This window comes from Pseudomonas sp. DG56-2, assembly GCF_004803755.1.
GTDB classification, from domain to species: domain Bacteria; phylum Pseudomonadota; class Gammaproteobacteria; order Pseudomonadales; family Pseudomonadaceae; genus Aquipseudomonas; species Aquipseudomonas auratipiscis.
On sequence record NZ_CP032311.1, the window covers coordinates 1,088,137 to 1,102,120 of the forward strand.

Below are 13,984 nucleotides of genomic sequence, written 5' to 3' on the forward strand. Positions count from 1 at the left end.
TGCACAAATCGTGCAGACGCCACAAATCGTCCCTTCAGCAGGCCGAATGGAGCCCTTGCGGAGTGGGGCGACGGCCATGGATGGCCGGCGAGCGCCGCAGGGCCAGGACGGCCCTTCGGCGCGGTCCCCACGGGAGCAAGGGTGGAATGAGGGAACCCGGAGCGCAGCGTAGGGCCGAATGCAGGGACAGGCCCATGCCCACTTTTGCCCCGACAAAAGTGGGTCGCCGTAAAGGCGAAACCAGCCAGTGGTGCCACCATATCAAACGGATATGCCCATCGACACACGAGCCACATTCCGGTGCTCACCCGCAAGCAGGCCCGGTGCGTAGTTCACGGAATTCCGCGATCAACCTTTTTGGCGCGTAGCGAACATGCTCCACTGGCAGTGAACCATCCGCTAGGAGCGGACTTGTTCCCGTGCTTCCAGCCAGCCGCCCAGCTATCGATGAGAGAAAATACGGTGCACGCCAAGCCCATCAAGCACTGCATCGATCAATGCCCGAGCAGCTTCTACGTGCTGGCCTGCGCCGGAAACGATAGCGCGGTCGTTGAGGGAGAGGTGATCGAGTGCATCGCTGACCGTGGCCTCGGCGCATCGCAGTAGCTGGCAAGCGTGAAGCAGCGCTTCTTCGGCGGGAATGCCTTCGCGGACGTTGAACATGCCGTTGGTGCCGAATGGCGTGTTGGCAGTGCTTGCGGTGGATAGATCGGGGGGATCAGGGACGAGCTTTTTCATAGTTGGCCTCGAGTTATGAAGCCACCACGCTTCGCTGCTAAACGGAGGTGGCAGCTGTACGCGGGTTAGCAGACCGGATACTCGAGGAACCCCGGCGCACCCGAAGGCGCCCCACGTACAACCGCCATATAGCGTTGTGCCGTCGACATCGAGTATTGAGCCGGACTGCTAAATCCGATCGTTGGATTTTCCAACGACGACAGCAGCCTAGGCCCAGGAAGGGCCTGGCACAACAAGGCAACGGCACCGGAAGTATGATTCAGAATAGTCCGACAGAAAACGCCTACAGACTTGCGATTTGTCGCTGCCCGTTGTGAGGTAGGCGCTGTCGCCAATCAGGGGGTGGCTGAATTGGCGCTATCACGGGTCATGTCGCGTTGTCGCTGCGCTGCGCCCACAGCGACCGACGCCGGTTTTCGATACAGCACCCAGTAATAGCAGCCCAGACTGATCAGCCAGCAGAACACCGCGGTCCACACGTTGTGCGAGAAGAAGTGTGCGCCCTGCAGCATGCGTCCAATCGAGAAGACCGTGCCCAAGCCAAAGGCGAACAGCAACGCTGCGCGGGCCAGGCGCGGGCGGCGGTCGCGCAGGGCGAAGAACAGGGCAAACAGGGTGAAGCCCGTTGCTGCATGCCCGCCTGGCCAGCAACGCCCAGGTTTGTCGGTGGCAGGACGGGGGCTGAGCAGTTCGCTGTAGGTTTCCTTGCCGCCGAACTCCTTCAGGCTCCATGGGCATTGCACCGCGGTCACCGCTTTGACCGGCGTGACAAAACTGGTCGACAAGGCCATCGCCAGCACCAGATAGCCCAACTCTCGACGCCAGCCTTTAAGACGTGACCAAAAGAAGCTTGAGATGAAAGCAATGATGGCGCCCAGGCTAAGAAGGATGACTGCCTGTTTGGCGCGGTCATGCAGGATGTCTTCGAGAAAGTAGCTGTGGCGCCCTACAAACTGACCTGCTATTGGATCGAATGCCAGTTTGGCCAGGTCCATGTCCATGGAGGTCAGCTCCAGCAAAACAAGGGTCAGGGCAATGACAACGGGAACCCCAAGGGCGATCCACATATTGAGCGGGCGAGATGCGGCAGGTAGGGGCATGGCAGGTCCAGGCAGGTCGAGGGGACAATCCGGACCGGCAATTCTCGAGGAGAGGCTATAACTTGTCCGTGAAGACAAAGTGAAAAAATCGTTAGCTTGCAATAAAGTCTCGGCCACCTAGCCGAGCGTGGCTGATGGCCGTAAGCTGCGCCTGCCAAGCAGGCAAATGCCCCGGACGGGAGAAGCTCCATGCGAATTCTATTGGTTGAAGACAACCGCGATATCCTCGCCAATCTGGCCGATTACCTGGGTTTGAAAGGTTACACGGTGGATTGTGCCCAGGATGGACTGTCGGGTTTGCACCTGGCAGCCACAGAACACTATGACTTGATCGTGCTCGACATCATGCTCCCGGGCATTGATGGCTACACCCTGTGCAAGCGCCTGCGTGAAGACGCTCGTCGCGATACGCCGGTGATCATGCTCACCGCTCGCGATCAGCTCGATGACCGCTTGCAGGGCTTTCGCTCCGGCGCCGATGACTACCTGCTCAAGCCCTTCGCGTTGTCGGAGCTGGCAGCCCGTATCGAAGCGGTACTGCGCCGCGCCCAGGGTGGCGGTCGACGTACCTTGCAGGTCAGTGACCTGATCTACGATCTGGATACCCTGGAGGTTACCCGCGACAGCAAACTGCTCAAGCTCAATCCGGTTGGCTTGAAGCTGTTGGCGGTATTGATGCAGAAGAGCCCGCATGTGCTGCGTCGCGAGGTGTTGGAAGAAGCGTTGTGGGGCGATGATTGCCCTGACAGCGACAGCTTGCGCAGCCACGTACACCAACTACGCCAAGTCATCGACAAGCCTTTCGAGCGCCCGTTGTTGCACACCGTGCATGGCGTCGGTTACCGCTTGGCCGAGGGCCGTGATGGAGTTTAAACAAAGCCTTGCCCAGCGGATCATCATTGCCTTTGCCTTGATGAGTGCGCTGGTGGCTGGCGCCTTCGCATTCGGTATCGTTGCCACCGTGCATCTGGTTGAGGAACGTCTCATCTCGGCGGTGCTCGGTGGTGACCTGCAGCGTTTGTTGCGTATGGACAGTGTCAACGACTGGAGCCACAGGCCGCGTCCGGACCAGTTGTTTTATTACAGTGGCGGGCGCGATGATTTCGAGATGCCCAAGGACTTGCGCCACCTGAGCCAGGGCTTTCACGAAGTGTTCCGCGAGCAATTGTCTTATCACGCCATGGTCGAGATCGTGGATGGACGGCGTTATGTACTGCTGCAGGACCAGAGCGATTTCGAAGAGCGTGAGCGCGTGCTGTTCGCTGTTGTGGTGGTGGGCTTTGTCCTGAGCCTGGTGCTGGCCGTATTTCTGGGCTGGGTACTGGCGCGACGGGTCATGGCGCCGGTCATTCGCCTGGCGCATCAGGTGCGACACCGCGATCAGTTGCTGGGCCTGGCCCCGCCGCTGGCGCCGGATTATGCGGCTGACGAAGTCGGGCAATTGGCCGTCGCCTTTGACGACACCCTTGGCCGTCTGCGCGACGCCTTGACGCGCGAGCGGTTGTTCACCAGTGATGTCAGCCACGAGTTGCGTACACCGTTGATGGTGCTGGCCAGCTCGTGCGAGCTATTGCTGGTCAACCCCAATATCGATACCCGCGCGCGCTCCCAGGTTGAGCGGATCGCCCGCGCCACCGAAGAAATGCAGGAGTTGGTAAAAACCTTCTTGATGCTGGCCCGTGCCCAGCGAGACGAAGGCGCCGTGGCATCGCAGGCGAGTATCAAGGAAGTGGCGGATGACCTGGTTGGCGTCTGGCGCGACACCATCGAGCAGAAAGGATTGACGCTGCATTACGATGCCAAGGCGGGATTACCCACACTGTACAACGCCACGTTCCTGCAAGCGGTCATGGGCAACTTGTTGCGTAATGCCGCGCATTACACCGACTACGGGTTCATTCGCCTGATTCTGGAACCGGATGGGTTCAGGGTTGAGGACAGTGGCGTGGGAATCCCGGAAGAACAGCGTGAGGCCATGTTCCGTCCTTTTGTTCGTGGTGATGAGCGGCGAGGAGAGGGCCTTGGCCTTGGGCTGTCGCTGGTACAACGAATTTGTGATGACCAGAACTGGACGGTGAGCCTGACTGCGATGGAGCCCCATGGTTGCTGTTTTCACGTGGATCTGAGCCGTGGCCCGGAACGCCCCCTCGAAGATGCGTGAAATGTTCTGTAGCGTTTATCGCTACCGCTAACGAATTTTTCACACCGGCATAACCTGGCACTGACGCTTGCCTGCTTAAGGTGGGCGGCATTGGAGTCAGGAGATGCACCATGCGTAGCCCCATCAAACTCGAGTTTTCCGAGAAGTACGACCAGCAGCACGCCCAGGAGTACTTTCTCAAGCATCAGGATGGCCTGGCTCGGCGCTTGTCTCACCAGCGGGATGAACAATTGGCCCGTCGCGCGCTGGCCCTGGTTGGTGAGCCAGGGTTGGTGCTCGACCTTCCTTGTGGCGCGGGCCGCTTCTGGCCCTTGCTAGCAGAAAAGCCCAATCGCGTGATCATCGGCGCAGACAACTCCGAAGCAATGCTCGAGACCGCCACGAAGTCGCAACCTGCGCATATAGTCGAGCGGGTACGGACCTTGCAAACTTCAGCTTTCGCGATCGATTTGCCGGACAACTCGGTCGACAGTATTTTCTGCATGCGCCTGATGCACCACATTGGTGATGCTGCTCATCGGAAAACAATTCTCTCGGAATTTCAACGTGTTACCCGCGATAGCGTAATCTTGTCGCTGTGGGTTGACGGCAATTTCAAGGCTTGGCGGCGTAAAAAGCTCGAGCAGGATCGTTACGCTGAAACCGGAAAGGGCAGTTATCAGAATCGCTTTGTGTTACCGGTTGCCACGGTCGAAGAAGAGTTCCAGGCCGCTGGGTTCCGGATCCAGGAACGTTTGGACTTTTTACCGTTCTATGCCATGTGGCGAGTTTATGTATTACGTAAGGGGTAGTGAGGCATGGCGGTAGGGCGTTCAGAACCAACGGCGGCAAATCGGTTTGACCATTTCTGGCAGCAACAGGGCGAATGGGTGGAAGAGCCGAATCAGCGCCGTGGTGGGGAAAGCGGTGTGCAGCGGCTCAACGATGAAAATGGCCAAATGCTGTATTCCAAACGCCAGATTGGTCATATCTACCGCAGCCTGATGCACCCATTCGGCCGCCCGACGGTATTGCGCGAGTACGATGCAATCAACAGCTTCGAGCAGTTGGGCGTGCGCGTACCGCATGTCGTTTATTGCGGCGTCGAACGTGATGCGCAGAATCAATGGCGCGCATTGCTGGTCAGCAAGGCGCTGGACGGTTTCGAGGATAGCGACAGCTGGTACGCCAGTGGCGCGCGCGAACGTTACAGCGAGGCGTTGCATGAACGCATGCTGGCGGACCTGGCACAGAACCTGGCCCGTATGCACCGCGGTCATTGGCAACACGGCTGCCTGTACGGCAAGCATGTGTTCATCAAGGTGATAGGTGAAGGCGATGAGGCCCGCGCCGAAGTGGCGCTGCTCGACCTCGAGAAATGCCGGCGACGTATCAGTTGCCATCGCGCAGCGGCCAATGACCTAAAGCAACTGCGCCGCCATTCGTCATTCAATGACGCAGAATGGCGAAAGCTACTCTACTTTTACAAAACGGCGTTTGGCAGCGCAGTCAAAGGTTTAGAGTAATGAAACTAGAAATAGCTCGAGGTTTGTTTCTGGTGGGAGCCCTCGGGGTGGCCACTGCTGCTGTGGCGGCCTGGGAGGAACCTGGCCCCGTGGTATTCAGCCATGCCGCTCCCGAGCAGTGTCCGCTACCGCGGGTGGTCAAGAGTCAGGTAACTGCCAGTCCTGATCATGACCTGCTACTTTTTCTGTTTGGAATGAGCCAAGGCTTACGCCCACAAAGCTGACGGAGGGTGCTTATCGCCCGCCTGCCTCGCCGCTACCCATGAGGCGCTATCCATGAGGCGCTACCCATGATTAGTTACTGCGGATCGTGAGGCAGGCTGGCGTGAGAATTGGTCGGGACGAGTTGAGGTTTATCCGCTCGTGCCAGCAGGGTGTAGACACACGGTAGTACGAACAGGGTAAACAGGGTGCCCACTGACATGCCGGTGGCGATGACAATACCGATGTCGAAACGACTCACCGCGCCCGCACCGCCGGCCAGAATCAACGGGAACATGCCGAAAACCATCGCCGCCGTGGTCATCAAGACTGGCCGCAAGCGAATTGCAGCCGCTTCCTCCACTGCCTCCCGGACAGTAAGCCCCTTGCTATCACGTAACTGGTTGGCAAATTCGACGACCAGAATTCCGTGTTTGCTGATCAAGCCGATGAGCGTCACCAAACCGACCTGGGTGTAGATGTTCATGCTCGAGATGCCGAGGAACAGTGGAATCAGGGCCCCGCAGATCGACAAGGGTACGGTGACCAGGATCACCAATGGATCGCGGAAACTCTCGAACTGCGCTGCCAACACCAGAAAGATGATTGCCAGCGCCAAGCCAAATGTCACCCATAGCGCGCTACCTTCCTGGACGAATTGCCGTGCGGCACCGGCGTAGTCCACGGCGTAGCCTTGCGGGGCTTCTTCGCGGGCAATGTTGCGCACGGTCTCCAATGCCTCCCCCATGCTGACCATGGGGAAACCCTGGATGATCGCCGAGTTGAGTTGCTGGAACTGGTTGAGCTGGCGGGGCCGCGCACGGTCGTTGATGGTAATCAGGGTCGATAACGGCAACATCTGGCCTTGCTGGCTTTTTACGTAGTAATTACTCAGCCAGTCGGGATTGTCCCGATAGGGGCGTTCGACCTGGGCGATCACCTTGTAGCTGCGACCATCGATGGTAAAGCGGTTGATCTCCGCTTCGCCCAGCAACGTCGCCAGGGTGCCGCCCAGGGCATCCATGGACACCCCCATTTGCGCGGCCTTGGCCCGATCGATTTCAACGACGACCTCCGGCTTGTCAAAGGCCAGGTCAATGTCGAGGAAGGCAAACTTGCCTGAATCCTGGGCGCGCGCCTTGACCCGTTCGGCCACCTCCAGCAACGACTCGTAGTCGTTGGCGGTATTGATCACGAACTGGAATGGCAGGCCTTCACCGGTGCCAGGCAAGGAGGGCAGGTTGAAACCAAAGATCTGCAGGCCGGCAATGCCCTCAAGTTTGCTTTGCACCAGTGGCAACAGTTCCATTTGGGTACGACTGCGCTCGTTCCAGGGTTTGAGCAGGAACCCGCCGATGCCCGACTGCACACCGTTGAAGCCGTTGATCTGGAACGAGGAATAGTACTCGGGGAAGGCCTTGAAGATTTCGATGAACTCATCGGTGTAGGCGTTCAGGTAGTCGAGGTTGGTGGGCTGCGGTGCGGTGGCCATCATGAAAATCACGCCTTGATCTTCATCCGGGGCCAGCTCGTTCTTGGTAAACATCAGGAACACTGGAATCAGGCACAGTACGATGACCGCGAAAACCAGCACCACAGGCCGAGTGTTGAGGGTGGCATGCAGGAGCTTCTGATAGCGCACCTTGAGACCTTCGAACAGCTTGTCGAGGCGGTGTGCCAGGCCGCTGGGGTTTTGTTCGTGGCGCAGGAGCATGGCGCACATCATTGGCGACAGTGTCAGGGCAACAATGCCGGAAATTACCACCGCACCGGCGAGGGTCAGGGCGAATTCCTTGAACAGCGCCCCGGTAAGGCCTTCCAGAAAGCCGATGGGGGCGTACACCGCCGCCAGGGTGATGGTCATCGACACCACCGGCATGGCGATTTCCCTGGCGCCCTCCAGGGCTGCATCGAACGGTGTCTTGCCCTCTTCGATGTGCCGATGGATGTTTTCCACCACGACAATGGCATCGTCCACCACCAAACCAATAGCCAGCACCATTGCCAGTAAGGTCAGTAGATTCAGCGAGTAACCCATCAGCTGCATGAAGAACAGCACGCCGATCATCGACAAGGGAATGGTAATGACCGGAATCAATACCGAACGCAAGGCGCCGAGAAACAGAAACACCACGACGATGACGATCAGCACCGCTTCGACCAGGGTTTTCACTACCTCATCGATCGATGCCTGGATGAACAGAGTGGCGTCGTAGGCGATGGACGCCTTGAGGTTGGGTGGTAGCTGGCTTTCCAGCTCCGGCATCAACTTGCGTACTTCCTTGATCACATCCAGCGGGTTGGCCCCGGGGGTGGCCTTGATACCGATGTATACCGAAGGCGTGCCATCGAAGGAGCTGACAGTGTCGTAGTTTTCCGCGCCCATCTCGACGCGCGCCACGTCGCCGAGCAGTACCCGACTGTCGCCGCTGGTCTTGAGCGGAATGCTGGCGAAGGCCTCGGCGGTTTTCAGTTCGGTGGTGGCATTGATGCTGGTCACCACGTATTCGCCCTTGACCTCGCCGGCAGCCGAGAGAAAGTTGTAGCGTCGTACGGCATCGGTTACTTCATTGGCGCTCAGGCCGTAACCTGCCAGTTTTACCGGATCGATCCACAGGCGCATGGCAAACAACTGGTTGCCGAGGATTTCCGCCTCGGCCATACCGGGTAGGGTAGCCAGCTTGGGCTGAATCACCCGCGACAGGTAATCGGTGATCTGCGGATTGCTCAACTCGCTGCTGTAGAAACTGATGTACATCAGCGCCGAAGCGTCGGCGGCTTCCTTGCTCAGTACCGGGTCTTCTGCGTCCTGAGGCAGTTTGTTCTTTACCTCGTTGGCCTTGGCCAGCAATTCGGTGAACAGGCGGTCGCTGTCAGCGCCAATGCGCGCGTAGATGGAGATGACCGAGAAATTTTGCCGACTCACCGAGGTCATGTAGTCAATGCCCTCGGCACTGGCCAGGCTTTGCTGCATGGGTTGGGTGATATAGCCCTGGATGGTTTCGGCGTTGGCCCCGGGATAGGCGGTAGTGACCGTGATCAGCGCGTTTTCCATTTGCGGGTACTGCCGGATCGGCAGTTTGCTCCATGCCTGAAAGCCCAGCAGCACGATCAATAGGCTGACCACGCTGGCCAACACCGGACGCCGGATGAACGGATCGGTAAAAGCCATGATGCCTCCTCGATCAGTTGATCCGTGATGGGGTGGTGGGCGCGGATTGCAGGGTCTTGTCCGGGCTGATCGTGATGGAGGCGCCTTGGGTCAGTTTCAGTTGTCCGGCGGTCACCACCTGCTCCCCAGCTTCCAGGCCCTTGATGACCACCACCAGGCCATCGCGACGTTCGCCGGTTTCGACGAAGCGCCGCTCGGCGACCAGTTCGGGTTGGCCTTCGGCATTTTTCTGCACCTGGCCTTCCTCGTTCTTCTTCGCGACGGCTACATACACCGAGTTGCCATAAAGGGTGTAGGTCACCGCGCTTTCCGGCACCACCACCCGTGGCTGCGGATTGGGCAGCAACACCTGCAGGCTGCTGAACATGCCAGGCAACAGTTTGCCCTCTGGATTGGCCAGGGTGGCGCGAACTTGTACGTTGCGTGTGCTGTCTTCGACTTTGGGGTTGATTGCACTGATTGTGCCGGGGAAGGTTTGCTGAGGATAAGCGGCAACGCTGACCAGCACTTGCTGGCCAATGCTCAGTTTGGGAATGGCCTGCTCGGCGACGAAGAAGTCGACATACAGGCTGCTCAAGTCCTGCAGGGTGGCAATTACGGTACCGCTGGCCAGGTAGGCGCCGATATCCACTTGGCGAATGCCGATGGTGCCGCTGAAGGGGGCGCTGATGCTCTTTTTTGCCAGCGCAGCCTTGAGCTGGTCGACCACGGCCTTGTTGCGCTTGTACTGTGCACTCAGGCGGTCGAATTCTCCGCGAGAAATAGCCTGGCTACCGACCAGTTGGCTACCGCGATTGAAGTCCACCTGGGCCAGGCCCAGGTCGGCCTGGGCGGTGCCAAGCAGCGCGGTTTCAACGTCGCTGTCCAATTCCAGCAGGGGTTGGCCTTTGCTGACTTTCTGCCCGGATTCAAATTGCAGTTTCTTGACCGTGCCTGCGGTTTCCAGGCTCAAGTCGACGCCTTGCAGGGCGGTGAGGCTGCCAACAGCGGGCAGGCGGTTTTGCCAGGCGCGCTCGCTGGACTCGGTCGCCGCCACGCTGATCGGTGGCTTGGGGGCCGAGAACATCTGGACCTGCTGATAGATGGAGAATGCCTTGTAGCTTCCAAGAACCAGCACGAGTAACAGAACAACACCTAACATGATGAGCATGCGGCGGCGCAGCATAGTCCAGTTCCTTGGATACGAATTATTGTTCGTTTGGCACGACAACGGGCGATCCTGCCCACGTGCGATGTAGCCGAATATTACGCATTTGACCTGGCCTGGGAACCCTGTGTTCCAGGCCCAATGACAGTAAGGCCGATCAGGCCAGGTGCAAGTGGTTGTCCCAGAGCCCGGAAGGTAGCTGCAAGGGTTGGCCGATCAGCTCGCTCTTGCGGCAATCATACAGACGGCAACGGCCCTGACCCGAGGTTACGACGAAACCGTCGGCCACCGCGCCAACACCTGCGCAGTCTGGCATCGGGGCGTCCAGGCGAACCTGGGCGGTATCCAGGTCCCAGATGAACAGGCGATTGGCCCGAGGCGCTGTCAAGGCGACCAAGCGCAGCTCACTGTGAATAGCCACGCTGGCAGTGTAGTTGGCCATTGATTGCAGTTGCTGCTCCGGTACGGCAAAAGCCTGAAACGCCTGCCCCGGTCGTTTGATCGCCAGCAATTCAGCCGTTTCCTCGCCTGAGCCCATGAACTGCTGGCCCGCGACGATGGTGCCGTCATTGGCAATCGCCAGGTGGCGCACACTGTTCATCTGTTGCGACAGCACTTCTTTACTCAGCAGGGTGCCGTCGCGCTGCATCAGCACCAGGCTTGGCTGCATGGCATCCAGATTCATCTCTACGCGGCTTTCAGCCTCGGTGCGAATCCCCCCATTGGCGACCACCAGGGTTTCGCCGTCTGGCATCCACGACACTTGGTGGGGGCCGATGCCGTGCGTGGAGAGTTCACCACTGTGGTGCAGGCGCTCACCGTCAAAGCGGTAGACCCCGAGCACGCCACGACCTGGATCGGTGGTGTCGTTCTCGGTTGCATACAGCCATTCGCCGCTCTTGTGGATAACGGCGTGGCCGTAGAAGTGCCGGTTCGGCTGCGAAGCGATGGTTTGCAGCAAGCGGCCATCGCGCAGGTCGATCAGGTAGCTTTCTGTGCCGGGGCGCCGGGCGACAAACAGGGCAATTGGCTGCTCGGGGTGATTGATGATGTCGTGGCAACGCTGGCCGACCTCGGTGGCGAACACCTGCGTACCATCGAGGCGATAACCGACGGCATAGTGCTTGCCGTCAGCGTCGTCGCGCGCCGAAAGCAACAGTGGGCCGTTGTCCTTGCCGCGAAACAGGGTCCAACCGCCCAGCGTGATGGCGCTGAGCAGGACGCTACCGATTTTCAGAGCCTGGCGTCGCAACATGATCAGTCACCGTCGTTGGCATTGAAGCCCAGCTGAATGCCCAGCGCCTTGGCCAACTCGCCTTCATGCAGGCGGTGGACGACGTTGAGGCTGTCATAGATATCGTTGAGTTGCTGGCGACCGGCTTCGTCTTCAAGCAGTTCGCCCAGCGGCTTCTGTGCGCCGTTCAGCAGTTTCACTGCGTTGGCGTAGGCCGCGTCGATCTTATCGGCCAGGGCTTTCTGGTCCTTGCCCAGCAAGCCGCGCAGCCCCTGGTTGTCGACACCTACCCACACGGTTTGTGCAGCGCTCAGGCTGGCTTCCAGGCTTTTGAGCGAGGAATGGCTGCGCCAGGCTTCTGCCTGCAAAGGCTGAGGAATGCCTTTGCTCAGGCGGCCCATGGGCGCGCCGAGTTTTTTCTTCAACGAATCCAGTGCGGTAACCTGCGCACGCAGCACATCAGCGATGGCTTCATGGGAGTCGGCGTAACGCTGGTTGGGGAACTTGGTCATCTGCGCGAGCATGCCGTCGGTGTTGTTCCAGCCTTTGAGAATCTCTTCGGCCAGGGCTTTCTGATGTTCACCAATGGCGACCAGCAACGGGCAATAGCGGGCCTTCTGTTCGGCGCTGGCGATGTCTGGCTTGCTGTCGAACAGAATGTACTCGTAGGCGGACAGGCCGCGCACTACCACGCTGGACTTGGCAAGGCTTGCAGCATCGACCGGCTTGTCGGCGCCCACCAGTTGCTCGACCTGACGACCGACCAGGTTTTTCTTGTCGGGCCAGAACTGTACTTGCCAGGCGCGGTTGCCTTCGGCCAATGGGCCGATCAACAGCGGTTGCAGCTCGGCCCAGGCTTTTTGCGCGTGCAGAAAGTCGGCGCGTGCCGTGGCAAGGTCCGACTTGCCTTCACAGTAAGCCAGGGCGCTGACAGCCAGTTGACGGTCAGCTTCTACCCAGCGGCTGTAGGTCGGCAAGATCACTTGCTTGGCAATGGCCGCAGATGTCACGGCTTGAGGGTCCTGCGGCGAGCAGGCGCCCAAGGCAAGAGCGGCGAGGCTGGTGAACAACAGTTTAGGTCGGAACATGCCCGGCTCCTTGGTCTTAAAGTGAATTCAGGAACGCCAGCAACGCGGTGCGTTGCTCGGCATTGAAGGTCAATACATGCTGCTTGGCCGCTTCCGCTTCGCCGCCGTGCCACAGCACGGCTTCGAGCAAATTGCGGGCACGACCATCATGAAGAAACTGGGTATGGCCACTGACCGTTTCGGTCAGGCCAATGCCCCACAGCGGTGGCGTGCGCCAGTCCTGGCCGCTGGCGGCAAACTCGCTGCGGTTGTCGGCAAGACCAGGGCCCATGTCGTGCAACAGCAAATCGCTGTAAGGGCGAATGAGTTGGTTGGCCAGCTCGGGTTCGGCGGCATCGGCAGCGGTGGTAAAACTTGGGGTATGGCAACTTTGGCAGCCAGCCTGATGGAACAGGTTTTTCCCGGCAAGCACTTGAGGCGAGTCGACGTCCTGACGCGCAGGTACCGCCAGGTTGCGGGTGTAGAACAGGATCAGGCGAAGAATGTTGTCACTGATTTCAGGTTCGCCATTGGCACCGTTGCCATTGGGGGCCTTCAGGCAGTCGACCTGGCTCGGGGTGCAGTCATCCATCGGCCGCAGGCTGGTAGTCAGGCCCATGTCGCCGGACGCGGCGTGCACGTTTTGCTGGTTGATATTGGGTTGTCCGGCCTTCCAGCCAAAGCGACCCAGGACCGTTTTGCCCTGGGCATCGTCCCAGACCTGGTTGGCGCGGCCACGGATACCGTCTCCGTTGCGATCTTCGGGATCGGCATTGGCCAGGATCGCTGCTTCGGGTATGGCTTCGAGGAGGCCCAAGCCAATCATGGGCGGGGCGACCCGGGCAGAAAAGCGTGTATCAGGGTGCATGGGGCCGTAGCCGAGCTGGGTGATCTGTAGCTGCGGCTGACGCAACTCGACACGGCTACCGTCCTTGAACACGACGGGTACGGGTGTGTATTGAACGCGTACTTTGCCCTCGGGGGCAACGCCTGGTACGGCCATGTCCTGGAGTTGGCCGCCATAGACCGGTTCGGGAACAATCCCCAGTTGCTCGATGACTTTGGCGTACTGCGGCTGGTCAGGGATCGACAGGCGCACGAGCATCGACACTGCATGCTTGGCTGAAGGGCCAGGCGGATGGCCGCGACCGTCCTTGATGTGGCAGTTCTGACAAGCATTGGAGTTGAACAACGGGCCGAGTCCATCGCGGGCGGTGGTGGTCGCCGGAGCGATCACCCAAGGGTTGCGAAAGAAACTGTTGCCAACACTGAAGTCCAGGCGTCGGCTTGGCGCCAGGTTGGCCGAGGGCATCGAGTAGGCATTCTGGTCGCGCTTGTTGACGGTGGTTTTGCCACCGGCAAAGGCCTCGCCGGGTTCAGCCTGGGTAAAACGCGGGGCGTCGTCGCAGCCGGCCAGAGTCATGGCCAGAAGCAGGGGGCTGAGACGGAGCAGCGACGAAGACATCAAGAATCCTGAGCTTGAGCTAAAAAACCGGCGTGCAAGCTTAGCAGGCTCAGGAACATGGAATAAGAGGGATTTGCGTTAGCTTGATGAAATCTGTCTTTGTTTATCGGGGCGCGCAATGCACCATCGCAGTTGTTACCCGCTTGGTGGGGGGGCAGCCGTAGGGGAACGGAAACGAAAAAGCGACCCGAGCG

General features: G+C 59.4%; 12 protein-coding genes. 5 read left to right on the plus strand and 7 right to left on the minus strand.

Annotated features, from left to right (window positions below; all coding sequences use genetic code 11):
* Positions 1-441 precede the first annotated feature (441 nt).
* A complete protein-coding gene (locus D3Z90_RS05140; protein ID WP_136474712.1) occupies positions 442-738 on the minus strand; it encodes a DUF6124 family protein in 297 nt (98 codons plus the stop codon).
* Between the two features lie 335 nt (positions 739-1,073).
* Positions 1,074-1,838, minus strand: a complete 765-nt coding sequence (locus D3Z90_RS05145; protein ID WP_136474713.1) for a phosphatase PAP2 family protein — start codon at positions 1,836-1,838, stop codon at positions 1,074-1,076.
* Between the two features lie 189 nt (positions 1,839-2,027).
* On the opposite strand from D3Z90_RS05145, the gene colR reads away from it, so the two are divergent.
* From colR to D3Z90_RS05170, 5 genes are all read left to right on the plus strand, one after another.
* Positions 2,028-2,711 carry a two-component system response regulator ColR gene (colR, locus tag D3Z90_RS05150; RefSeq protein ID WP_136474714.1) on the plus strand — a complete coding sequence of 228 codons (684 nt, stop codon included), beginning with the start codon at positions 2,028-2,030 and terminating at the stop codon, positions 2,709-2,711.
* Positions 2,701-3,999: a HAMP domain-containing sensor histidine kinase gene (locus tag D3Z90_RS05155; RefSeq protein ID WP_136474715.1), complete on the plus strand. Its 1,299-nt coding sequence runs from the start codon at positions 2,701-2,703 to the stop codon at positions 3,997-3,999. Before colR ends, D3Z90_RS05155 begins: the two co-directional genes overlap by 11 nt.
* A gap of 110 nt (positions 4,000-4,109) precedes the next feature.
* Entirely contained in the window at positions 4,110-4,790 is a 681-nt protein-coding gene (locus tag D3Z90_RS05160; RefSeq protein WP_136474716.1) for a class I SAM-dependent methyltransferase, read from the plus strand.
* Positions 4,791-4,796: 6 nt separating this feature from the next.
* Positions 4,797-5,504, plus strand: coding sequence for a lipopolysaccharide kinase InaA family protein (locus tag D3Z90_RS05165; RefSeq protein ID WP_136474717.1), 708 nt, complete (start codon positions 4,797-4,799; stop codon positions 5,502-5,504).
* Complete coding sequence (locus tag D3Z90_RS05170) at positions 5,504-5,728, plus strand: hypothetical protein (RefSeq protein WP_136474718.1); 225 nt, start codon at positions 5,504-5,506, stop codon at positions 5,726-5,728. Before D3Z90_RS05165 ends, D3Z90_RS05170 begins: the two co-directional genes overlap by 1 nt.
* A gap of 74 nt (positions 5,729-5,802) precedes the next feature.
* On the opposite strand, the gene D3Z90_RS05175 is transcribed toward D3Z90_RS05170, so the two are convergent.
* The 5 genes from D3Z90_RS05175 to D3Z90_RS05195 all read right to left on the minus strand — a co-directional run bounded on the left by D3Z90_RS05175 (position 5,803) and on the right by D3Z90_RS05195 (position 13,790).
* Complete coding sequence (locus D3Z90_RS05175) at positions 5,803-8,877, minus strand: multidrug efflux RND transporter permease subunit (protein WP_136474719.1); 3,075 nt, start codon at positions 8,875-8,877, stop codon at positions 5,803-5,805.
* 13 nt (positions 8,878-8,890) lie between these two features.
* The gene (locus D3Z90_RS05180; RefSeq protein WP_136474720.1) at positions 8,891-10,042 is read right to left on the minus strand and encodes an efflux RND transporter periplasmic adaptor subunit; all 1,152 of its coding nucleotides are present in this window, start codon (positions 10,040-10,042) and stop codon (positions 8,891-8,893) included.
* Between the two features lie 139 nt (positions 10,043-10,181).
* Positions 10,182-11,279: a DUF1513 domain-containing protein gene (locus tag D3Z90_RS05185; protein WP_136474721.1), complete on the minus strand. Its 1,098-nt coding sequence runs from the start codon at positions 11,277-11,279 to the stop codon at positions 10,182-10,184.
* Between the two features lie 2 nt (positions 11,280-11,281).
* Positions 11,282-12,346: an imelysin family protein gene (locus tag D3Z90_RS05190; protein WP_136474722.1), complete on the minus strand. Its 1,065-nt coding sequence runs from the start codon at positions 12,344-12,346 to the stop codon at positions 11,282-11,284.
* A gap of 16 nt (positions 12,347-12,362) precedes the next feature.
* Positions 12,363-13,790, minus strand: a complete 1,428-nt coding sequence (locus D3Z90_RS05195; RefSeq protein WP_136474723.1) for a di-heme oxidoredictase family protein — start codon at positions 13,788-13,790, stop codon at positions 12,363-12,365.
* Between the last annotated feature and the right edge of the window lie 194 nt (positions 13,791-13,984).